The 22,676-nt window shown below is 51.2% G+C and carries 23 protein-coding genes, 4 pseudogenes and 1 riboswitch; of the genes and pseudogenes, 10 read left to right on the top strand and 17 right to left on the bottom strand.

Annotated features, from left to right (window positions below; translation table 11 throughout):
* Positions 1-12 precede the first annotated feature (12 nt).
* From BBPC_RS05470 to BBPC_RS05495, 7 genes and pseudogenes are all read right to left on the bottom strand, one after another.
* Positions 13-657, bottom strand: a complete 645-nt coding sequence (locus BBPC_RS05470) for an ECF transporter S component (protein WP_004222466.1) — start codon at positions 655-657, stop codon at positions 13-15.
* Positions 642-794: riboswitch (FMN riboswitch) on the bottom strand. (Overlaps the previous gene by 16 nt.)
* 218 nt (positions 795-1,012) lie before the next feature.
* Entirely contained in the window at positions 1,013-4,732 is a 3,720-nt protein-coding gene (locus tag BBPC_RS05475; protein ID WP_229087002.1) for a DEAD/DEAH box helicase, read from the bottom strand.
* Positions 4,733-4,999: 267 nt separating this feature from the next.
* Positions 5,000-5,131: pseudogene (locus BBPC_RS09605) on the bottom strand (C1 family peptidase); the annotation flags it as partial.
* 44 nt (positions 5,132-5,175) lie between these two features.
* Positions 5,176-5,901, bottom strand: a complete 726-nt coding sequence (locus BBPC_RS05480; protein ID WP_033524046.1) for a potassium channel family protein — start codon at positions 5,899-5,901, stop codon at positions 5,176-5,178.
* A gap of 55 nt (positions 5,902-5,956) precedes the next feature.
* Positions 5,957-6,949 (bottom strand): D-2-hydroxyacid dehydrogenase, encoded by a 993-nt coding sequence (locus tag BBPC_RS05485; RefSeq protein WP_004222476.1) that lies wholly within the window; start codon positions 6,947-6,949, stop codon positions 5,957-5,959.
* Positions 6,950-7,002: 53 nt separating this feature from the next.
* Complete coding sequence (gene dtd / locus BBPC_RS05490; protein WP_004222477.1) at positions 7,003-7,482, bottom strand: D-aminoacyl-tRNA deacylase; 480 nt, start codon at positions 7,480-7,482, stop codon at positions 7,003-7,005.
* Positions 7,483-7,499: 17 nt separating this feature from the next.
* Positions 7,500-8,231, bottom strand: a complete 732-nt coding sequence (locus BBPC_RS05495) for a hypothetical protein (RefSeq protein ID WP_004222479.1) — start codon at positions 8,229-8,231, stop codon at positions 7,500-7,502.
* 59 nt (positions 8,232-8,290) lie between these two features.
* Between BBPC_RS05495 and BBPC_RS09985 the strand changes: the two are divergent.
* Positions 8,291-8,368, top strand: a pseudogene (locus BBPC_RS09985) (RarD protein); the annotation flags it as partial.
* 262 nt (positions 8,369-8,630) lie between these two features.
* Here BBPC_RS09985 and BBPC_RS05500 read toward each other — a convergent pair.
* The 4 genes from BBPC_RS05500 to BBPC_RS10040 all read right to left on the bottom strand — a co-directional run bounded on the left by BBPC_RS05500 (position 8,631) and on the right by BBPC_RS10040 (position 11,069).
* Positions 8,631-8,828 (bottom strand): hypothetical protein, encoded by a 198-nt coding sequence (locus BBPC_RS05500; protein ID WP_004222481.1) that lies wholly within the window; start codon positions 8,826-8,828, stop codon positions 8,631-8,633.
* Between the two features lie 103 nt (positions 8,829-8,931).
* Positions 8,932-9,765 (bottom strand): DNA/RNA helicase domain-containing protein, encoded by an 834-nt coding sequence (locus BBPC_RS10030; RefSeq protein ID WP_231857825.1) that lies wholly within the window; start codon positions 9,763-9,765, stop codon positions 8,932-8,934.
* Complete coding sequence (locus tag BBPC_RS10035; RefSeq protein WP_004222485.1) at positions 9,756-10,661, bottom strand: DNA/RNA helicase domain-containing protein; 906 nt, start codon at positions 10,659-10,661, stop codon at positions 9,756-9,758. The genes BBPC_RS10030 and BBPC_RS10035 overlap by 10 nt, the downstream gene beginning before the upstream one ends.
* Before the next feature lie 63 nt (positions 10,662-10,724).
* Positions 10,725-11,069 (bottom strand): GIY-YIG nuclease family protein, encoded by a 345-nt coding sequence (locus BBPC_RS10040; protein WP_004222487.1) that lies wholly within the window; start codon positions 11,067-11,069, stop codon positions 10,725-10,727.
* A 59-nt stretch (positions 11,070-11,128) separates the two neighbouring features.
* On the opposite strand from BBPC_RS10040, the gene BBPC_RS05515 reads away from it, so the two are divergent.
* Entirely contained in the window at positions 11,129-11,452 is a 324-nt protein-coding gene (locus BBPC_RS05515; RefSeq protein ID WP_004222488.1) for a nucleotide pyrophosphohydrolase, read from the top strand.
* 890 nt (positions 11,453-12,342) lie between these two features.
* Here BBPC_RS05515 and BBPC_RS10045 read toward each other — a convergent pair.
* On the bottom strand, positions 12,343-12,597 hold the full coding sequence (locus BBPC_RS10045) for a hypothetical protein (RefSeq protein ID WP_004222494.1): 255 nt from the start codon (positions 12,595-12,597) through the stop codon (positions 12,343-12,345).
* A gap of 30 nt (positions 12,598-12,627) precedes the next feature.
* Positions 12,628-13,367: pseudogene (locus BBPC_RS05525) on the bottom strand (BrxA family protein).
* Between the two features lie 224 nt (positions 13,368-13,591).
* Here BBPC_RS05525 and BBPC_RS09910 point away from each other — a divergent pair.
* From BBPC_RS09910 to BBPC_RS09625, 4 genes are all read left to right on the top strand, one after another.
* Entirely contained in the window at positions 13,592-13,756 is a 165-nt protein-coding gene (locus BBPC_RS09910) for a hypothetical protein (RefSeq protein WP_004222498.1), read from the top strand.
* Between the two features lie 168 nt (positions 13,757-13,924).
* On the top strand, positions 13,925-14,071 hold the full coding sequence (locus tag BBPC_RS10050; RefSeq protein ID WP_229087006.1) for an IS3 family transposase: 147 nt from the start codon (positions 13,925-13,927) through the stop codon (positions 14,069-14,071).
* 39 nt (positions 14,072-14,110) lie between these two features.
* On the top strand, positions 14,111-15,811 hold the full coding sequence (locus BBPC_RS05530; RefSeq protein WP_004222499.1) for an ATP-dependent nuclease: 1,701 nt from the start codon (positions 14,111-14,113) through the stop codon (positions 15,809-15,811).
* A gap of 8 nt (positions 15,812-15,819) precedes the next feature.
* A complete protein-coding gene (locus BBPC_RS09625) occupies positions 15,820-16,896 on the top strand; it encodes a UvrD-helicase domain-containing protein (protein ID WP_160271620.1) in 1,077 nt (358 codons plus the stop codon).
* Between the two features lie 183 nt (positions 16,897-17,079).
* Here the strand turns inward: BBPC_RS09625 and BBPC_RS10185 are convergent, their stop codons facing one another.
* Entirely contained in the window at positions 17,080-17,214 is a 135-nt protein-coding gene (locus BBPC_RS10185; protein ID WP_004222505.1) for a hypothetical protein, read from the bottom strand.
* A 536-nt stretch (positions 17,215-17,750) separates the two neighbouring features.
* Here BBPC_RS10185 and BBPC_RS05540 point away from each other — a divergent pair.
* The 3 genes from BBPC_RS05540 (at position 17,751) to BBPC_RS05550 (ending at position 19,659) form a co-directional block, all read left to right on the top strand.
* Positions 17,751-18,197 carry a hypothetical protein gene (locus BBPC_RS05540; RefSeq protein WP_004222506.1) on the top strand — a complete coding sequence of 149 codons (447 nt, stop codon included), beginning with the start codon at positions 17,751-17,753 and terminating at the stop codon, positions 18,195-18,197.
* Positions 18,198-18,299: 102 nt separating this feature from the next.
* A complete protein-coding gene (locus BBPC_RS05545; RefSeq protein ID WP_227572272.1) occupies positions 18,300-18,992 on the top strand; it encodes a hypothetical protein in 693 nt (230 codons plus the stop codon).
* Positions 18,904-19,659, top strand: coding sequence for a hypothetical protein (locus tag BBPC_RS05550; protein ID WP_047749618.1), 756 nt, complete (start codon positions 18,904-18,906; stop codon positions 19,657-19,659). Before BBPC_RS05545 ends, BBPC_RS05550 begins: the two co-directional genes overlap by 89 nt.
* Positions 19,660-20,084: 425 nt before the next feature.
* On the opposite strand, the pseudogene BBPC_RS10055 reads toward BBPC_RS05550, so the two are convergent.
* Positions 20,085-20,207 (bottom strand): annotated as a pseudogene (locus BBPC_RS10055) (cupin domain-containing protein); the annotation flags it as partial.
* A gap of 12 nt (positions 20,208-20,219) precedes the next feature.
* On the opposite strand from BBPC_RS10055, the gene BBPC_RS10060 reads away from it, so the two are divergent.
* Positions 20,220-20,486 carry an aldo/keto reductase gene (locus tag BBPC_RS10060; protein WP_229086992.1) on the top strand — a complete coding sequence of 89 codons (267 nt, stop codon included), beginning with the start codon at positions 20,220-20,222 and terminating at the stop codon, positions 20,484-20,486.
* A 342-nt stretch (positions 20,487-20,828) separates the two neighbouring features.
* Here BBPC_RS10060 and BBPC_RS05560 read toward each other — a convergent pair whose 3' ends face one another.
* Together BBPC_RS05560 and BBPC_RS05565 are read right to left on the bottom strand one after the other, a co-directional pair.
* A complete protein-coding gene (locus BBPC_RS05560) occupies positions 20,829-21,734 on the bottom strand; it encodes a type II toxin-antitoxin system RelE family toxin (protein WP_050775090.1) in 906 nt (301 codons plus the stop codon).
* Positions 21,735-21,997: 263 nt separating this feature from the next.
* Positions 21,998-22,669 (bottom strand): response regulator transcription factor, encoded by a 672-nt coding sequence (locus BBPC_RS05565; RefSeq protein WP_004222517.1) that lies wholly within the window; start codon positions 22,667-22,669, stop codon positions 21,998-22,000.
* Positions 22,670-22,676 lie beyond the last annotated feature (7 nt).

Raw genomic sequence — 22,676 nt, forward strand, 5'->3', positions numbered from 1 at the left:
GGTGAACGAGGCTCAGCGGTTCAACAGGTTGGAGATCGGCTTGTAGATCAGGAAGGTGACCACGCCATGGATGGTGAATTTCAACGCGTTGAACGGCAGAAGCGCCGGCACGATCAATGCCACGACCTGTGCGGTGGTCATATGCGCGTAGAACGGTGTGACGATTATATTGCCCACAATCGCCATCGCCAAGGCTGCGATCGCACCGACGATGATGCCGATGACCGCGCCTTTGCGGGTCTTGTTCCTGCGGTAGATCAGTGCTGCCGGCACGGATAATGCCAAAGCCACGAGCACGGCCATAAGCGTGCCCCATGGGTTGGTAAACAGGTGCGGCAGGAAACCAAGCACGCTGACGATTACCGCCGCCGCTGGCCCGTAGGCGAAACCTGCCACCAGGCTGACAATGCCGGATGGATCATATTTCAGCCATTCAACGCCTGGCACAATGGGAAATTCCACAAAGCTGACGGCCATCGACAGCGCCACGAACAGCGCATACATGGCGATGCGTTTGGTGGACCAGCGTCCAGAGTCGGCCACGCCTGTGGAATGCGCGTTGTCGGGGCGCGTCATGCTTTCGCTGGCGATTTCGGCGTCGTTGTTTTGGGTATTGTTTGGTGAGGATACACTCATGTTGAGCCCCGTTTCTTCCATCCGGACTTTGACCGTTGGCTCCGGATTCTCACCGGATCAGCCGCTTTCGCGGGTCGCGGGCTTCGGCATGGGACCGTTATGAACGTCAGTCGTACCGTTACCGCCAGTAAGGATTTTCACCTTCCCTGAAACTTGCACGATTATATATACGCCTATCGTCGGAAATATGCAAACCGCGTCTCACTGGCGTCTATTATCAGCAGGCATCAATCTTTAATCCGGAAACCATGATCTTAGCCTCATATGCCTTTTGCCTATGGCATGAACGTCGCCTCATGGTGTGTTGCCGCAGTGTGCGCTTTACCTGTTGCTTTCGTATCGTGTGCGTTCAAGCAAGCGGCAGGTACGTTGATTGTTATGCCAGCAGGTCGAGCAAGTCGTCTTTGCTGAGTGTGCCGACGCCTCCAGATGCGGTGCCGTCGGTGAACTGTTGGGCAAGCTCGCTTTTCTTCTCCTGCAGTTTGAGGATGCGTTCCTCAATGGTGTCTTTGGCTACGATCTGGTACACGTTCACATCCTGCGTCTGTCCGATGCGGTGCGCACGATCGGTGGCCTGGTTCTGCGCGGCCGCGTTCCACCACGGGTCGGCGTGCACCACTACGGACGCACCCACAAGGTTCAGCCCCGTATTGCCCGCTTTGAGCGAGATGAGGAACACGGGAACATCGTTGCCATTGAATTCGTCCACCAGTTCCACACGGCGTTTCTTCGGTGTCTCGCCGGTGATGGTGTAGAAGTCCACGCCCTGTTCAGCCAAACGTGTACCAATCAGGTCAAGGAATGAAGTGAACTGCGAGAATACGAGCACTTTCTTGCTTTCGTCCATGCACGTGGATACGAGTTCGCAAATAGCGTCAAGTTTGGCGGAAGCGTTTTTCGCATCCGCATAGACGAGTCTCGGATCGCAACAGATTTCGCGCAACAGTGTGAATTCCGCAAGGATTCGAATCTTCTTCGTATTGAAGTCGGCGTCCTTGGTTTTGGTAAGGGTGGCGCGCAACCGTTGCTCGTGCGCCGCATAGAGTTTGCGCTGTTCGCCTTCCAGTTTGACGGTGAGCACGTTTTCGAACTTGTCAGGCAAATCGGTCAGCACGTCTTTTTTCAGACGTCGTTTAATGAACAGTCCGACCAAAGCCTGCAGTTTGTCAGCCATGACGGAATGTTCAGAACCGGGTGCCATGATCGGCTGTTCGTATTTTTCTCGGAACTTCGTGTAGGTTCCCAGCAATCCGGGCATGAGGAAGTCGAAGATGCTCCACAGTTCGCTCAACCGGTTTTCGATGGGGGTTCCCGTCAATGCGAACCGGTGTTCGGCGGTGATCTGTTTGACGGCTTTCGCCAACTTCGTGGCATGGTTTTTGATGTATTGCGCCTCATCGAGCGCCATCAATGCGAACCGGCAGGCGGCGTAATCATCCACGTCGCGGCGCAATAAATCGTATGAGGTGATCACCACATCGGTACGCTGCATATCGTTGGATTCCGAGGGGTTCTTCCATTGCTGTGCCACGGCTGCGATGAGCTTGCGCCGTTGTGCCTTCGTGCCGGCCACAACTTCGATGGTAAGATCCTGCGTGAACTTCTCGCATTCGGCAGCCCAGTTGTATACCAAGGATGCCGGGCAGACAATCAACGCTGGACCGCTCCCCTTGCGAGCTTCCACCAGTGACAGCAATTGCACGGATTTGCCCAAACCCATTTCGTCGGCGAGAATGCCACCGAAACCTTTGTCCCACAAGGTGGAAAGCCATTGGAAGCCTTCCACCTGGTATGGGCGCAGTACGTTTTTGAGGTTGCGGGGCACTTCGTATCGTTTCGGGTCGATGATTTTCACATCGTTGACATAGTCGACGAACGATTCGCTTTTGCCGTCGTCATCAACTTGAGCATCCAAGAGGAACGCCCGATATCCGGGAATGGTGATTCTTCCGGAATCAAGCTGTTGCTCATCAAGGTCAAGATCTGTGGCAATCTGATCAAGTTCATGCAGATCGGCATTCTTCAGATCAACGAACGTACCGTCCTTGAATCGATGGTAGCGGCGGTTCCTGCGGTAGGAATTCAGCAACGCGCCGACCTCGTTCATCGGCACTTCGTCGGCTATCGGCGAAATCTCAACCAGATTCGAGTCGATGGACAGTCCGACCTTCACCGTAGGGCTGCCTGGCATCATCATGCCGTCGAACGCGGCCGTGGAGAACACCTGCCCGACCGAACGCAAGATATCCACGCCTTCGGTGAGCAAGAGCAGAATAGTCTGTTCGTCTTCCTCACGAATCCGCGCCACGTCAATGGAACTCCATGTCGGGAAAAGCTGGCGAACCACCTGCACCGCGAATGATTCGCGGGCCGTATCTCGTTTGATGAGCGCCGCTTTCGACCGCGAGTCCGGATTAATCACGCCTCGTAGCGCTTTGGCGGTCGGCACCAACTGGAACACGAAATCGCCGTATCGTGCCACAGCCTCGCAGGTGATGCCCTGCAGATCACGGTCCAAGTAGAATTCGATCTGGCAGTCGACTCCCATCCGTTCGGCGACTTCCTGCGGAATATCGAAACCAATGCCCGCTTCGGTAAGTTTTGGCAGTATTGTTCGTGCGAACATGGGCCAGTCGTTTTCCGCAATGAACACACCATCGCTAACGTTCGACGCGCACAATGTCATCAACGCGTCCACTGCGGGAAGGATGCTGTCGGTACAACGGAAGAGTCCGCTCACTGGCATCATATGGGAATCCGTCGGAGTGCCGTTATGCTCGGCACTCATGAGGTACACGCCCCGCTGCCCAACAATCCGATCCGTGATGGTACGGTTCGACGTGATACGCACGCCCGACGAAGCGCCTTCCTTCACATATTCGGCGATGAACCGAAATTGCGGATTGCCATCGAATATGGCGATAGTATGCGACCTGGACTCCCCTGGCGTGGCCACTTCGACATAGCCCGGAGCGGCGTCATCCGTATGGGCGAAATCATCCGGAGTGAGCTGCCGCGCCCTCTCACGCCCCTCATGCTTGGGAGCTTCCAGCGGCCCACGTGCTATCAGCACGTCTTCGATGTAGTCCTGTTGCGGTTCCGCTTCGAACAGGTTCAGTAGATCGCACAATTCCCCATCGGTGAGCATGATTTCACGTTCGATACGCACGTCTGGCGCGTAATAGTAGTTGTTCTGCAGTTGCGCTGCGGCACGTGATCCAACAACACCTTGCAGGAATCGGAACAGCTGCAGCGAGAACGGTTCGAGCATGTCCGGAGTGTGGGTGAACGAGAGTTTCTGTCCGTATGACACGTATGCCCCGTTGTGCATGTCGGCTACGAATTTGGAAATGCTTTTGATGATATAACTTGCGTCGCCGCAGCCGATTTTCAACGTCAGGCTCCACAGCTCACGGTTCATGATCAGCGTGGGCTCCAGACGCACGCTTCCCGGTTTCACTATGATGGAACCGCTCTTGCGTTTTGTTTTCGTGGCCCCTTGCGTAATGACGCCTCGTTGCTCGTCGGCGAGACGGCTTTTCGCGTCGACGATGCGCTTGAGCACGTCAAGCTGCGCGCTTTGACCGGTATTGTCATTCTTCGCATCCAGCGCACGCATGTAGTCGGATAGGATATGCGAGGTCACGCCACTTCGCTTGAATCCGCGGAACCGTTCGGGCTGGTCAAGAAACAGCAGCAGCATTGCGGCGACATGCTTGCACATGCCCGTATAGCGGCGCCCCCCAGCCGGATCCGAATCGAACTCGTCATCGTCCTGCACATGACCGAACGTCGATCCTGAACCGAAATCATCATAATCATCGACATAATCGTATTCATCGTCATCATCATCGAAACTGCGATATTTTGGATTGTTGCGGTAGCTGGGCGAATATGCCGACGAATACGTGCCATAACCGTGCTGCGAACCGTTGAACGCGGGGCAGGAGCAGTAGCGCGCTAAGAACAGTTCGTCGGAGAGATCGAGCGTGGCCTGCACTTCGTATCGGCTGGACGGTGAGGTGGTGCCCCGCATATTGGCATGCAGGGTGATGCGGTCGGAATCGGAGTCGTTCAGGCAATGCAGATCCGACATTTTCGCACGCCACTGGTTGGCGATTCCACGGGCACGCTGCAATACAGGCTGACTGCATTCGCTGCGTAGTTCGTCGGAAAGCCATGACAAAGTATCCGCCAACTGAACCCCAATCGTTCGCACATTTGTTCTTATGAAAGAGTATCAGCACAGCGGAACAGGAAAGCCGTGGCTGCAATCCCAGCCACGGCTTCGCTCCATACCGGTTATATCAGCGGCAACGCTTGGTGAGCGGCTGCCATGGATCGAGTTCCACCGGTTCGGATTCCAGCAGCGGCCCGATCTACGCTGGTTGGTAATGGAGCCCTGCTTCAGTCCTATGGAGAAGTCGCGCGGCAGCGAGCGCTGACCCTTGTAATCGGTGGCGGCTTCGAGCACGCCCACAGATACCGTCGCGTTGACCGTGGAACCGACCGATAATACCGGTGCAGTCACGAGAACCGCTATAGCCTGCGCAGCTGCGCGATATCATCGCGCAGCTGGTTGACGGTGTCCGTCAGTTCCCGCACATTGTGGCGCAACTGTTCCGTTTCCGATTCCGCCTCATCCGCACGCTTGTCGGTCTCGTCACGAACACGGTCGACAATCCATGAAGCCAGCGTCGCGGTGACGATGCCGATCAGGGCAACGCCGGTTATCATCAGTCCGATGGCGATGCATCTTCCCTGCCATGTCACCGGGGACAAATCGCCATAGCCGACTGTGGTGACGGTCACGAACGACCACCATATCGCTTCACCGAAATCGGTGATGGAAGCGCCCGGAACCCCACGTTCCACATCCAATTCGGCAAGGGCGCCGATATACATCAGTAGTGTCACGCTGCAGCATGTGTACAGTGTGATGCGCCCACGCACCGCCATGCCACCGGTACGATTGAGCACGTTGAGCACTGCCACCAGACGCAGCAGTCTCAACGGCCTGAAGACGGGCAATGCGATGGACACCAGCATCAGCAGATTGTCTTTGAACCAAGTTTTCTTATCTTCTGCCAGCAGGATCGAAACGACGCAGTCGGCGATGAACACCATCCAGATGATGTTGATCACCATTTCACACAACAGGATATGCGTCCTCGCCAGAACTTCCCACGAATACGCGAACAGGAACACCAACGCCAATGCCGTCATGAACCATTCCGTCGCACGACGCCATTTGTTCAATGTCATACCCTTTCCTTTCTTCCCGACTGCCATCATACGGGTCTCCCCGCACGCGCGACCGTCAGCTTTTGATGGGCATGCGATTGTCGAGCGACTGACCGTTGGCGTAGCAGCGGACGTTGCCTAATGCAATGGAGATGATACTGCGTTCGGTGATCTCAAGATGGTTGCCTCCCGCCACATGTGGGGTGATGAGGCATTTCGGCTCGCACCACAGCGGCGAGTTGGCCGGCAGCGGTTCCGGTTCGGTCACATCGAGCGCGGCACCACGGATTCGTCCTTCCGCGAGCGCGTCGGCAAGCGCCTGACTTTCAATGGCGTTGCCGCGGCCCGCGTTGATGATGATGGCGTCAGGTTTGAGAGATGCGATGCGTTCCGCATTGAGCAGGTGGTACGTTGTCGAAGTGGATGGTACGCACATGGCGATCACATCGGCGTATTGCAGCACGTCGTCGAGGGACTCGAATCCTACGATATGGTCGACGCCCGGCGCTTCGACGGCGGGATTACGGCGAATGCCAATGGTTGTCATTCCGACGTTTTTGCAGAGTCGTGCGAAGTGTGATCCGATGTCGCCGGTTCCGATGACGAGCGCCGTTTTTCCGTTGGGGCTGACGGCGCGGCCCGCGTCTTGCCACATGGCATTCGGGTTGCTTGCCGCATAGATGTGCAGGTTCTTCATGATGGCCCACATCATGGCGAACATGTGTTCGGAGACGCTTTGTCCGTAGGCTCCGGTGGCATTGGTGAGCATGGATCCGGGCTGCAGGATGCCGGGTCGCTGGTATTTGTCGACGCCGGCGCTCCAAGTTTGAAGCCATTCGAGTTTGGGGCACTGCGCGCATTCCTCGGGCGCGATGTTGCCGATGACCGCGGTGGCTTTGGCTTTGAGCTCCTCCGGTACTGCGGCGGTCCAGCTCATGCTTCCCCGTTGGGTCGAATCGCCGACGAATTCCTGTGGTATGTCTTTCGCAGCACGTATGAATTGCGCACGTTCGGATTCGGTCAACGGCAGGCAGTTGACGATCAATTTGCGGTCGTTCCATATTCCCATGCGTTTTACCCTATGACAATCGTCGGATATAGGGTTTCACGTTGGGTTCTGGGTCAGACGCCGAGTTCGTCGGTATCAAAGATGATGGTGGCCGGACCGTCGTTGGCGAGCCGCACGCGCATGTGGGAGCCGAATCGTCCTTCTTTTACTTCGAGTCCTTGCACGCGCAGGGCGTCGTTGAATCCGTGCCATGTCTGTTCGGCGTGCGCGGGCGCTCCGGCTTTCACGAAGCTTGGGCGGTTGCCTTTGCGCACGTTCGCGTATAGCGTGAATTGGGAGATGGACAGCACACTGCCGTTCACGTCGTGGATGGAACGGTTCATTTTGCCGTTCTCGTCTTCGAAGACGCGCAGGTTGGCGATTTTGCGGGCAAGCCAGTCGATTTGTTTCGCTCCGTCCGTGTCTTCCACTCCGGCAAGCAGCACATAGCCGATGCCTATATGCTGTGGTTCGAATGTGGTGTCGACTTCTCCGCTTGTCTCGTCGACCACGTCGACGGATCCTTCGCCGACCTTCTGCAATACGATGCGCATAGTCCGTCCCGGTCTTTTCAGCCGGCGTAGTCGACGATGGCCTGCGTGACCTGTTTCAGGTAGTCGAGCGACGTCTGCCAATCGTCCGGCACTTCGATGGAATGGTTGGCACCAGCGTACGTGCGCACATGGTCGGTGAGCAGATGCGCTTTGGCGTCATCGTAGTATGGGTCGGCGTCACCTGCGCAGATTAGCGGCATCGGGCTGCCGGCAGTTCCCGGTAGCGGCGCGGGAATGACCGACTTGTGCTTGTCGAATGGCGGCGGGTTGAGCACCGGGGTGAGCAGCACCACACGTAATCCTAGTTTTGCGGAATGCGGATATGAGAGTGTGGAGAGCGATTTGGTGACGACCAGCAAATGCGGCTCCTCACCCGATTCGGCAGCATGTTCGAGCGCCGCCTTGCGCCATTCGTCGACCACGCGTTCCATGCAGGCGATCATTTCCGGAAACTCGACGCTTTCCGTCAGTTTCAGGTCGAGCCGGTCCACGAACCATCCGTTGGCCGCAAGCGCCTGCGCTGCCCAGTACAGCAGCGGTCGGTCTACGGTGTATCCAATGCCCGGCATGATGAGCACGTGATTGCCGGTTTCGGTGTTCTTCACACGGTTCTTACCCCATGGGGTGACCGCCGGTGTGACGTTTTTCGTTGTTGGTTGCGTGCCGTTCTTGCCCATGCTGTGTTTGATTCGCCTTTTCGTGTGTTCCGTCCGTCTTGGCCGGTCGTTGCGGCCGGCGTCGTTTCCCATATTGCATGCTAGGCGGCGCCGGCTACAATCGTTTCCGTCAGTTCACCACGCATTGGTTGCCGAACTACGGACCGACCTATTACGCCGCTTTCGTGCACGATCCGGAAGGCAACAACATCGAGGCCATGCTCGTCTGAGTGTCCGACAGCTCAACAGCGACAAGACCAGATCCCGCCATACGTTAATGTTCTCATGGCGGGACCTGTCATATTCCCAGAGAATCAAACATCTCAGCAGCCGTATGGAAACACGGGCCGTTCTCCGCTGAATATTCATGGACTTCCCGCAAGGCAGAAAACGTATCAGTAGGAACGGCGCTCTGTTGAGGAAAGTCTAATAAAAGTCGGAACTCGTACGTGCCTGGATTGGAACACATATGATTTTCCCCTTTAGCCCTGGTTACTTGAACAGGTCGAACAGACTGAACGTGGTCTTCTTGTAGACGGTGTTGTACAGTTTGCGCTTGGGGTACAGCCAGCCCATGCCCTTCTTACCATAGCCGGGGATCAGCGCACGCTTGACCGCACGAGTGGCGCGGCCCTTCGTACGCGCGGACAGGCTCTTCTTCCAACTGGGTTTCCTCATTCCATACTTCATGACAGCCTCTTTTCGGACGGTTATGTATCGCTCAACATTGCATACGCATCGGCTGGATAAACTCAAAGATGAACATAGATGAACATCAAGTACAGTCAAGCAATTACTTACTGGCAGCTTCTTTGAGAGCGGCCTGCAGTTCAGGATCAACGGCGAATAAATACAATCCATGCACACCGCGTTTGAGCAGAACATTCAGCTCATTACGCAGATTGGATTGCGCGTAACTGATTGAGCCGTTCCTCTTACTCACTGCACGTTTATTACAACTTGCCTTTTCGTTAAAAACGATTTTCCCTTCGCGATAGGTAACCGACGGTCCAATGATGACACCTACATAATTAAGATCAAACCCCTGAATAGAGAACGTTGATCCCACTTCATTAAGCGTATGCGGACTTTCCGCCCAGACAGCATCTAGGGAAAGACCCTTATCCCCTACCTTGATTTCGTAATTCCATGGATGACAGAAATAATCAGCTCTTCCATCAGGATTAAACGCATCGTATCCTCTCGGCATTCCCTGAGCCGCTCCCATGCGCCATACTCCCTGTGCATCGCGATGCAACTCAACATTCCAGAGACCATCGGGACTTGAATCGTTAATTTTGCCGCCCTTATACTCCCAATCATACGTAGCAACCACACGAGAAAGCCCGCATCCGTCAACGCCTGAAGCCTTTAGATATGCCTTCTCCTTTATGGCTTTAAACAGTTCAACCGGCGAATCGAATACTCTGATTTCAAATGGCTCGCGGACATATTCGCCTGTTTCTCTATTCTTCTCCCCAATGTCTTGAGGAATACGACCTATTCTCTTACCATCAGCGAAATCATCAATCCATCGAATCGTCGCATCATCCGCAGCAATGCGAAATTGCCTATGCAAGCATATGCGACTTAGCAAATAGTGATCACCCCACATATTCAATGGCACAAATCGCTCCAACTGCCCGCTATAGCCAGCAGCAGTTTTTGCACGTCGCTTTCTGCTTGCTGCGGAAAGAGCATGTCCTGATCCTCTTCGCTCCAACGCTGCGAAGTTTGCAAAATCTGATTCGGGTCGAATACCGCAATAACCACTTTCGCACGACGCAATAAATCGTGCAGCATGTTCTTGCCTGAGTATCCTTGGTCACCCTGCGTCAACAGCAGATGAGCTTCATCAACAAGCACTACATCGGCTTTGCCTCGGGGCTTGTCCGCAATAGCTCGATTACTTGCTGTTTTCTCACTAAATCGATTGATGAATCGACTTGGTTTAAGAGCCACCTCGCCAAAATGTTTCTGCAAACCTAATTTGCTTGCAATTTGGTTATAGACGTGCATTTGCTGGTTATGGTTGACAAGAATATATGCTTTTCTGCGATCTTCCTTACTGATTTTTGGCGATGAATCGGTTCCCAGAATATCTTCATCATCTTCGTCATTGATGCGCCCATTGATGTCCATTTCTGTTGCTATGCGATAAAACAGGTGACTTAGCAAAACCGTCTTTCCAGTACCCGCAACGCCTTGCACGAAAATCAGTCTCGATAAACCGGAATCGGCTGAATTACCAGAGCCGGCAAGAGCTTCAGAAAGCGCGTCCATAATCGATTCCTCCGCAGCTATCTGATCATCACTCAATTGGTGAAAAGGCGATGCTTTAAAAAGTGCAGAATCGCGAATAATCTCCTCAGCCGGAAATAGTTCCGGATCCTGTCGGTTCAGTTCCAGCCAGATGTCCGAGAAAATCTGGCTGAATTCATCCTGCGTATAGTAGTCGCCTTGCGCGTTGGCGCGACGATTGTTCAAATTCTTGACTGCATCAGAGCCAAGAAGATAATGCATCAGCCGGTTCTCCACGTCCAAAGTCAGAGATTTGTTGAAATGCGGATTGCCAATGACATACTGTCACACAGAACGAGCGTCGCTCTGCAAATTTTCTTGAAATTCCTTCCAATCAACTCTCGTTTTGGGATCTTCCCTCAGATGATGCATTGTTCGACTACGAATATTATTCGTCTCTCCCACATACACCGTATATTCGGGACGTAAAGTATGCTGATTCCTCTTCTTTGAATGAACCACATACACCGTTGGATAATCGAAAATATAGTGCAAAGTCTCACGCTCAACAGCAGATAATGTCTCGTATCCTAATTGCTCGACAAAGGCTTTCTCTATTTCTGCTTTGTCATCAATGCTCTGATACGGCAAATCTATAATGATTGACTTTGGAAGCGCGCTCTTCGTCATATGCTCATTATGCACCCGAGAGAGGCCTTCAGAAAAGATTCGACATACACTTACGTATTATGATTTCCGATTCAAGCATCAACGCGATCCGTAAATTCGTAGCAGAGCGGGACTGGTCTCAATTCCACACTCCCGGCAATCTTGCCAAATCTATCAGCATTGAGGCCGCAGAACTTCTGGAATGTTTTCAATGGAACGACGAGCCACAAGACAGCAATATCGAACATATTCATGAGGAAATAGCAGATGTACTCATATATTGCATCATGCTATCTGACAAATTGGGATTTGACCTTGACGAGATAATCCTCGATAAGCTTGCGAAGAATGCTCAGAGATATCCGGCTGAATTTGCCTACGGCAATAGTAATAAAGCCAATTGACGCTGTATATACGTTCGTAGGTAACACCTGAATAGTTGCACGCTGCCCAATCTGCATTCACTATGAGCCACGTTTTCTTCGCGAGCGCGACGGGGGTTCCAACAGATAGAACCTGCATCCAGGTTAGTAATCCGTCAGAATGCGTTCGCGCATTCTCGCGTACTTTCACGCATTCTCGCGTACCAACATCTTGATTACATATTCTGTTCATGTACGGCATGCTCACTTACCCAAGTGATATACAATGCCGGATTCGCCACCCTGCGAAGATTACGTGAGCAGCTGCAGCAACCCGGCAACCATCTTCGCCTGAAAATCAGTAGTGCATTGAGACGTCTCGCGAGGCGCTTGGCGCGTTCTTCGCTGTCGAAGAACTTCGGCACACGCTTCGCCACTTCCAACCGCTCGTTCCGGGGGCGACAGAGGTTTCCGGCAGCGTTTCCTTAAGAGCCACGGCATACGCAGTAGTCACCCATTCCCTCTTTCAGAGCTCATCGAAAATCAGTTCCTAAAAACTTTCAGATGTTGGGTGTTCCTCTGCAATAGCGTCATCAAAATTCGAATCGCCTCATGATCGCGTCACCAAGACCCGAATCGCGTCATAATCCCGTCACAATCCCGTCGTCGAAAACTGTCTCTGAGCCATTACGATAGATATTGATGCACAGATCCGTATCGCAGCCAAGGAATTTTGATTCCGGCAATCCGGCATCACATACCTTCTGCATCACACGCAGGATACTGCCCCCATGCTCGATATACCCATGTACTCAAAAGCAGAGGCCAAGGCATCGTTACGTATATTTCAAATAGCCCCGCTTCATGCGTTCAATGGTCTACCCATCGGCAAGCGCTCTGACAAGGTGATTTCAAGCCGATTGTCATAAATCTCAATCTGAATGCTCGAATAGTTGTAGCTGCAATGCACTTGCGTTGACAATCAGCTCGCAAATGGCATCCGACGGAATCTCATATATGTCCTGCCAGTGCACACCCTTGAGCCAGACACCCATATGAATGTCGCACAGCACATACTGGTAGGACTCTTCGATAAGCTCCTGCCTAGGCGGGTAATCACAAATGTAATAGGGACTCCATAATCTCGTGCAAATAAGCGAAATCATCATCAATGTCACGGTGCTCATCGGCAGCTTCAACGCCTGCGATGAAATCAGTCACGCTATCCCCCATTCGTGCTCACAAGGATGATTCACGCATAGGAAAAACCCGAACGAATCCGGTCTCTTCATAAGAATATCCGCCAAAGAAGGACTAGGCAGGAAGGAGACCACCGTGTCGGAATTTTTATCGAACAGGTGGGCTTCAACCATGGCCTTGAACAGATTGGATCGGAGTTTCCTTGCCGTTCCCTCGCTTATGGTTTCCAGCTCGGGATGCCATGTAGCCTTGTTCGCAATGAACCGATCATAATCCTCAAAGTCCAGATGCGTATTGCCGGTAAGATAATGCTTTTTAAGTACTTCATTGCGTAATATCGGCACATCGCGATCCACATAAGTGCCTCGCGGTCGGATGTGGAGGAATCCGGGCCTGCCAAATATGCAAGCTCTCCAACCGTGAGCGCACTGAGCCGCCTAGTAGTTTCCGCCACAACGCGCCTGTTCGCGGAATCCGTGCGAATCGCAAGAACGTTTTCCTCGATGGCCTGTTGGCGAATCGTGGCAATGGATTCGCCGACTTCTTCGTCAGCACTCTTGTCGCTCTTTTCGTTGACCTTTTCAGAGATCTTTTCAGAGACCTTGGTTTGGGAAGAACGCTCAGTGCTGCCACCGCCCATACGATTCAGGTACATTTCGGCAAGCGCACGGCCCTGCGGGGAGAGAAGTCCACCAACGGTGAAGGAAAGCCTGTATCTCTCCCCCTGCGTCGTCTCCGCGCCGTATGAGCCAGCCATGCGATTCTCCTTCTGCTAAGACATCAGTGTTAAGCCACAAGAACATTTCAGAATATTTCATGGTGTGGATACCAGTAGTATCAGCCCCTAATGGTGGAATCATTCCGTATATCTTGATCTAGAAGTCTCTTTCGATATGCAGCTATCCACCGCTCGAGCAATAGGTAATATAATGATGCGCAAGCTTAACAATTAGAATAGCCTAAAGCCAAAGGAGACGGATTATGTTCGGCAAAGTTCGTAAGACAAGAAGCGACTGCACTGTCGGCACGTATGAAAAGAAGCACGATCTTCCAACCGGCACCATTCGGAATAAGGACGGACGAAAGGCACGCAAGGACAAGACGCTTGCAGCGCTTCGCAAAGAAAATGGGAAAGATTATCGCTGATAAATCGGTCGCCGGTTAACAACGCTCCTCCTTGAAGGCACAGGTACAGCAAAAACGCACAACGATGTTTCGGTCATACTTGTTCCTTCCAATCAGGGAGGCACAAGAAAAGTCAGCAACTCGTACTATGGACGCCAGCTTGCAGAAACACACACCACGACCAAGCAACTGAGGCGCGACCTCAACAACTACGTATGGTGGTTCAATAATCAGCGACTCCACTCCACCCTTGGATACTGGAGTCCAAAAGAATTCACCGAACGAGGACTCGTCATTCTAGAGAACCATCCAACACACCGTTACCAATCCATATAAACAAGCGGATAGTTAATTAGACAGTCTGGGGGATATGCGATGTATATAAAGGAAATGCGCGTATTTGGATTCAAGAGATTTTCCAAGCTGCAAGTTGAACTCTCACCTGGAATTAATATTGTCGTCGGTGATAACGATGCGGGAAAGTCAACACTTCTCGAAGTCATCACCGCAGTATTAGATGGACAATATAGAGGAACCTCTTTAGCAAGGAATCTGTCGGAGGATTTATTTAATGCTGAAAATGTAGCCACATACATAAAAAATATTCGTTCAGGAACTCAATGCGAACCGCCAGAGATTCTTATCGAAGCTGTATTTGGCGGTAATGACCAAGAAGAATTATTAGCTCTCTATGAAGGGGACGCCAATTCCAAAGGGGCGAAGGAATCTGGTATATCCCTTCGCATCACCTTGGATACAGACTCATTCGCCAATGAATATCAAGAATTCGTTGATTCCAGAGAATGCTTTGGAATTCCGATAGAGTACTACTCTTGTTCTTGGACTACATTTGCCCGTAAATCAATCCGCCCTGTCGGGATTAAATTCAATGCTTCACTAATTGGCGGAGGGCACGCATTTGCTTGGGCAAATGCTAAAGCGGTTGTTTCAAGAATTGCTCGGAATGTGCTGGAACCGAGTGATCAGATTGTTATCTCTCAGGCGCATAGACAAATGAGAAGCAACTTTTCCGCAAATGAAAAAGTCCAACAAATCAATGACAAGATATCCGAGAAGGTAGAAAGCCTAACTAGAAAAACGGTTACCCTAGGCTTCGAGGCAGATACCGTTAGTTCTTGGGAGAACGGCATTGTAACAAAATTGGAGAATATCCCTTTCTCAAATGTGGGAGATGGAACCAAAAGCATTATCACTGCAGAATTGGCATTATCGAAAAGTAAAGATGGTCAAAAAGATGTGATTCTTCTTGAAGAGCCAGAAAACCACTTATCTCATACACGGCTGAGCATGTTCCTCGACGATGTTAAAAACCGTTGTAAAGACATACAATTGATAGTAACGACTCATAGCAGTTTCGTGGCAAACAAACTTGACCTCAAAAATCTCATACTATTAAACGGAGACGAATCGACTTCCTTCGCAGATTTGCAAAAAGATACATCTCGCTTTTTCATGAAGGCTCCTGGCTACAGTACCTTGCGCGTTTTGCTCTGTAAGGCATCAATACTCGTGGAGGGAGATGCCGACGAACTCGTTGTGCAGCGTGCATACCTTGACTCGTACGGAAGGCTTCCGATTCAGGACGGCATTGACGTCATATCAGTAAGGGGAGTCACTTTCTTAAGATTTTTGGAAATCGCTCGAAAAATCGAAAAAGATACTGTTGTCATTACCGATAATGACGGGAACGTCGAAGCCCTTCGAAGCAAATACAGGGACTATCCTTTTATTAATTCGCCAGAAGCCACCAATGCCCATCAAGTCATTTCTTATGATGAAAGCTATCTCACTGAGGGGAAAGCGAAAAAAGTAAACTACAATACACTCGAATCTGAGATATACGAGTCGGCAGGTGCGGAAAAGTTAGCTAAAATTCTGGGCAGATCAAATAATAACCGCGATGAAACACTCGACTATATGGAAAAACATAAAACCGAAGTGGCTCTAAAAATATTTGATGCAACAGAAAAGATAACATACCCAAATTACATTGTTAAAGCTATCGAATGGGCTGCCAGTAAAGTTGGCGCCAAGAAGGTTGGTGTTGGCAAATAATGTCTAGAATGTATCTAGCTGCGGCGGGTTCCGGAAAAACAACATTTCTTCTGGAAAAAACATCAGATAAAAGCAAGAGATATCTATATACAACTTTTACGGATGAGAACGCAGAAAACGCTCGAGACATGCTCATCAAAAAATACGGATGCGTACCATCGAACGTGACCATTCTTCCATGGTTCAGCTTTCTGCTAGAACATGGGGTGCGCCCATTCCAAGGTGCCGCTGGTTTTAAAGATATGCAATTTACCGGCATACAGATAAAGCCAGAAGGCCGTAATTATTATAAACAGCCAGCCCTTAGACATTACTGCAACTCGTCCAACGCAATTTATGCGGCTAAGCTGCCTGAACTCGCTTTGCTCTGTAATAAGCAGAGTGGCGGAGCAGTACTTAATAGACTGCAACGCATATTTGATGCTGTCCTGATTGACGAAGTTCAAGATATGGCTGGATACGACTACGAATTCATAGAACTTCTCATCAATTCCGATATCAATATAATCCTCTGTGGAGATGAGCGACAGAAAACTTATAGAACCAATGGAAGCCGCAAAAACAAGGGCAAAACACTTGAATGCTTTCTTCAGGAAAGGAAACTGATCGGTAGATGTCCAGTAGATCGAAACACCTTGAACGGCAGCCACAGATGCGGAGAAACAATTATCCAGTTCGCCAACAAACTATATCCCACATTTCCCCAAACCAAATCTTTAGCGAAATCATCGTCAAGTCGTCATTCTGGAGTTTGGCTTGTCCCAGATTCGTGCGCGCAAGCCTACTCCGATAAGTATCATCCAGTCGTCCTTCGCGATAAAAGCAACATCAAAACCATAGATTCATCCAACATTCTCAATTTCGGCAAATCTAAAGGAAGGACCTATGATGACGTTCTGATTTATCCTGTCGGCAGTGTCCGAAAATGGCTCAGCAATCATGAACAAGATTTAAAAGAACAAACATGTTCACGCTTTTATGTTGCAGTCACGCGAGCTCGTTACAGCGTTGGGATTGTCCTTCCCGACAAAGAAGCTAATCAGCTAAATGATATTTATCAAGTATGGGAAAACACTTTTGAGTAGAAGGCAACATAGAAACAGACAAGGGTCGCAGACGTTTTCTTGGAGATAATCACGCAGCCATTCCTTGGCTTTGATGGTATTTACTAGGGCTCATCCAACTAAGTGACTGTTTGACGCGCTCATAGTCAGTCATGCCAGCGGATGCGACCGTCGCCAGAACCAACGCTTCGTCGCTCAGTTTTTTCAGTCGTCTATCTCAATCGCGTGAATCGCGACTTCGCCATCTTCCGAGAACTCGGCTTTTCTGAATTCCATGCGGAGTTCCATGCCGGTCTCGTCGAACTCACCGTTCAGATTACGCACCAGCGCATCGACCAATCAGCCGCTAGAGCTCTCAGCCATATTCTCCCCACTCCGATAGACGCACTATGCTTAACGCCCATGGTGTTCGTTCCTTTGTCTGTTCGGTGGATAACATGCGGGCAATCCGCATTCGCCATGAGCCATGTTTTCTCCGCGAGCGCGACGGGGTTCCAACAGATAGAGCCTGCATCCACGTTAGTAATCCGCCAGAACGTGTTCGCGCACTCTTGCGCACTTTCATGCACTTTTGCGCATCTACGCCTTGATTGCATATTTTGCCATTCATGCGGCATGTTCAATTGCCCACTGATGTACAATACTGTGCATCAGTGCCCATCCAAGGCTACGTTTACGTCCTGAAATGCGGTGGGCCTCTTTTCTATCTCATTGCTGCTGCGAGTAGTAGCAACAGCTTCCAAGCCTCTTAGCAATGCTCAATTCCAGGGCCTCTTCCTTTTGCCAAGCCGCATAGGCATGTATAAATCAACCAATACCCGCCTTTTCTGAACTACACTGTTCCTAGAAGAGTTCCGTGTTGAAAGGGGTAACCGATGACGCGCAAAGGTGGGTTTTTGAAGGGGATCGTCGCATCGGCGGCGACCTATGCCGTCAAAACGGCGGTCGACATTGCGGCCAATCCGGAAAACATGCAGAAGGTGGCGCAGCTTGTCAGCGAACAACAGGTAGGCAGCAAGCTTAAGCAGGCCGCCGCGAGCATGCATCTGCCGGCCGCGCTTAGCCCATCCGCAAGAGTCGCCAAGAAGCTTGACACCATCGAGGAGACACTGGAGCAATACGCCGACCAATTTCCCGTAAACGCACCAGTCGAACGATGGAAGAGCACCCTGCAAAGCCTTCGTCTTATGGACACCATGAACAGATCCACAACCGGCAGCGAGCATAAGAACCGCCTGGAAAAGCTCCAGACGCAGACCGAAGCTCTGTTCAACGAGATCTTCCAGTCCCTTGACTCGGGCGATGCCCAGATCGAAGACTGACCACTTCCCCACTGCTTTCATACCTGTTCCCCGCCACTCCCAAGCGCACCGACGCGTCTGCCAGTCGTATACTGCTACCAAGTGGATTTGAAGGAAATAACCATGATCGACGACGATTCCAACGAACTCATCCCATTCGAAGGCGGAGACAGTGATGCCGATGCCAGCACCGGGAACAACAATCCAGACGACACGAAAAGCGTCACCATCATCCAAGACGAACAAGGCATCGTCTTCCTCGGCGACGCCGGTACCATAGATCTCTGGCTCAAGGATGAAGGCTTCGATTCCAAAGCATTCAAAGCCAAAGCCATACAGACCGTCTCCTCGGCCAGCAAAGGCGCACAGGCAGCCGGCAACGCCATGGTCGAAAGCGGACGTTGGGTAAAACTCACCAAGGAATCGGCTGAGCTGGTCGCCAAATACGGCAAGAACTGTAAGAAGGGACCGTTCCAAGCCGGTGTTGTACGGCAACCGAACGGGCGCATCATCAAACATCTAAAATTCACCCAGCCAGGGCAACTCAACCCCGCCATGCTCACCGGCATCAGCGGCGTCATGGCACAGATGGCTCTGGAACAGGACGTCTCCGAAATCACCGATTACCTGAAGGAAATCGATGCGAAGCTCGACGACCTGCTGCGCGATCAGAAAGACCAGACCGTCAGCAAGCTCACCGGAATCTCCCAATATAGTAAGGAATCACATGCGTTATTTCACTTCGGACACGCATTTCGGCCATCCACTAGTCACCGCGCTGCGCGGGTTCCTGAACAATGGCAAGCTACGTGCTGAGTACCTCGACATCTGGCAGACGCAGACCCGCACCACCGCACACGCGTGGATCAAACAATATGTGCACGACAATCAGACATCGTTCAAAGCGATCTGCGACATCGCACGTCATGAGAACACCATCATCGACAATATCAACGAGATCGTCGGGCACGACGACGAACTGTGGATTCTCGGCGACCTCTCCTACCGTTGCACCGTCGAGCACACACTCGAATGCCTGCGCCGAATCAACTGCCAACATCTGCATCTGATCATCGGCAACCACGACCGCAACTTCCGTCTCCGATTCAATGACATGCTATACGAAGACGTGTTCGAGACCATCGACGACTACTGCGAAATCGACATGGAACTTCCCGTTCTCGATGAATCCGGCAAAATAACGGTGGCGACCACGCAGCAAAGCATCGCCATGAGCCACTTCCCCAGACTCTCGGCATTGGCCGAAGAACACGGCGACTGGCCGAGCAACTGGAACGAGTTCGCCGATATGGCGCCTACCACCGAAGGCTGGCTGCTCTACGGCCATACGCATCAGGACGTTCCCGACGGCACTGATCCGCGAAGTGTGAACGTGGGACTCGACGCATGGGATTTCAAGCCCGTCAGCGAACAGCAGATCCTCGCCTGGCTTGTATCCCGGTGTGCCGACCAATCAAAATGAATTCCACCCTGAGCATGAATCCGGGCTGTAGGATGCCGGGTCGCTGGTATTTGTCGACGCCGGCGCTCCAGGTTTGCAACCATTCGAGTTTGGGACACTGTCGGCATGTTCCCGGATCAACATTGCCGACGATGACGGTGACTTGAGCTTTGAGCTCTTCGGGGATGATGGCCGTCCTTGCCATGTTGCCACGCTGCGCCGGATCGCCTACGAATTCTTGCGGCACGCCTTTGGCTGCACGCATAAACTGCGCTTGTTCGAATGGCGTCAACGGCAGGCAATTGACGATAAGTTTGCGATTATTCTCGGTTCCCCCTATCCCACCTTAGGACAAACATGAGATAAGCCTTTCGCATGTGAGTGGCGAATAGATTCAGCCGAGTCTGACTTGACCCCGGCTGAATCACATGTATGCGCCCGTCTGTTCAGGCAAGGGACTCGTACGCTTGCGCATCGACCGGTTCAAGCCATTCGTTGCTCATCGCGCCAGGGTCTCCTGCCGGAACCATGAACGCCAGGTGGGAGAAGGATTCGCCAGGAGCCGCACCACTGACGGCACCATGCGCAACAAGTATGATCAAGCGCAAGCCCAAGACATGCCCATCGTCGAACGTGTGCTTGAAGTAGCCGAACACCATGGAGTGCCCATGGCTCAGGTTGCGCTTGCATGGCACTGGGCCAAGGGCGTGACTGCACCTATCGTGGGCTGTTTGCAGCCAGAACGCGTGGATGATGCTATCGCCGCGCTAGGCGTGCAGCACCATGAGCTCTCGTCGACACGTAGTAAAACATATGCCAACATTGCAGGTCTCTTGCGCACAAACTAAACCATGCAACCGGTTTGATTCCCTATTAGATAAGAACGCCTCACAACCGCAAGGTGTACTCAGCCACTACTACATCGCGGTATACATACAGCACCACTCATCAAAAAACGGAAGAGTCGCCAAAGTCATCTAAAGATGACTCCCTACGACAAATAATTACAAGGATATTCCACCTATGACAAACTGGCGCTGCGAAGAGGAGGAAAAATGAAACTAATCGCTATACTGTTGTCCATCATCATAATGGAAGCACCTAGCTCCATGACCAGCCCTGGTCCTTTTACATCAGCAAACGCTCTCAATACGTATTCCGCCAAGATATATCCCAAGTGCCCTCCAAGTCTACACTGGCTCTGCCGAGTCTTCTGACATGATGACAGGAAAACGCGCATGAAACTGCCATGCTCCTTTTTCAGAAGATGTTTTAGCAAATCCTCCTATGGACTTAATCCATTTCATATGCAGCGACAAACCGCTTCCGGACACCGGCTTGTCAGGAAATAAGTTCTTTGACGAAATATCATTCACCTGATCCACATGAATTAAATCATCGTCATCCCAAAAAACAATGAGACGGTATTCACCTCCTGGACTTCCATGCACAGCGATATTTGTATATAGCTCATGAATCAAAGAAAAAACCTCACGGGAAAAAGCATCATCAAGATTCTTCAAATCTTTTAGCGCAATTCTCGTCTTTCCATGAAATCCGAGTTCCTTCAGGAAGGAATCCCCTTGCTCACCTACAATTTGCAATCCAGAGAGACTCATATTGTCCGCTTGTACTGATTCCGTCTTTCCACCATTCATTAAATCAACAACAGATCGCATCTCATCCAAAGTTTCTACGACGAGAGCCCTCACTTCTCTTATTTCTTTCTCGTCAAAGGTTTTGTTCTTCTCAGCATCCAAGATTAGACCGTCCAGCAAAATTGCCATGTATGCCAAGTTACCAGCCACTGAATCATGAATTCGGCTGGCTACCACGCTCTCTTTTCGCAGGTATTCGACGTGCTGACTTAATTTTTCATACCTTAGTTTGTTTTGTTTGAGCTGGGCAGCAAGTTCTTTCCACGCAAACGTTTTTCCGACGAAGTATGCAAAGAACATGACAAGAATTAACATGAAATACTCATTGGCCGCCACACCATCAGCATTAAAGCGCCACATTCGAACCAATGCCACCGCGAACGGATACAGCATCCCCCACAACGACTCAATTCGCAGCCCCGCATACCCCAGAGCCAACCAAGTTCCCCATAAAAAGCTTGGACCACCGTCATCTGGAATAAGACAGCAAATCACAAAAGTAAAAAAAAATGATATTGCAACATATAATCGGCCGCCGCGGCATCAGGACAACAGCTAATACATGCACGCATACGAGGAAAAATGTCATCACACCCGCAGAAGGGAAAAACAGTATTTCCGCAATAGTCATGATGACACAAACCGCTACAAGCAGATATTGGAGGTGAAATACGCACCATGAAATAAATGGATTTACTCTTTTAGTACTCACGTTCATTAATTTCCATCCATTGAATTACTGCTTGAGTCCTATTTTTAGCCCCTAATTTCTTCATGACCCTTCGAATATACGTTTTCACTGTAGGTTCCCCTATGCCAAGCTTGATGCCGATCTCCTTTGAGGTAAAACCCAGGGAACACAGCCCCATAACCTCTCGTTCCCTTTTCGCAAACGTTTCATAGTTGACATTTCCACTTTTGGCAGTCAATAATCTCTCATGCGACTCCTGCGCACTTTCGGAAGATGCATATTTAACATCCGCCCGCCGCCCATTCACTATTGCACATAAGACATGGCAAAGACCTTTCACATTCGCCTTATCCACAAGACAGCTCGCTCCGTTTTCCAGAGCAGGCACACAGTAACGGTCCAGAGAAAAAGCAGTCATGCCCACTAAATCAACCTGAGCAGTCTCCTCACGAATGGTCCGGCACACATCGCAACCGCTCATTCCCTCTAGAGACATATCCACAAGCAATACATCAGGACGCGTCCGCGAGTTAAGACTCTTACTCACCGCGGTCAGACCATCCGATACAGCCCAACACACGTTAGCCTGCGGAAGAATACGCTCAATCATCATCTTCATAACGCCAAGCGTCAATCTGTCATTGTCCACGATAGCGATTCTTATTCGTTTTCCCAAATACATCGTCACT

Origin of the sequence: Bifidobacterium pseudocatenulatum DSM 20438 = JCM 1200 = LMG 10505 (assembly GCF_001025215.1) — a bacterium.
GTDB classification, from domain to species: Bacteria; Actinomycetota; Actinomycetes; order Actinomycetales; family Bifidobacteriaceae; genus Bifidobacterium; species Bifidobacterium pseudocatenulatum.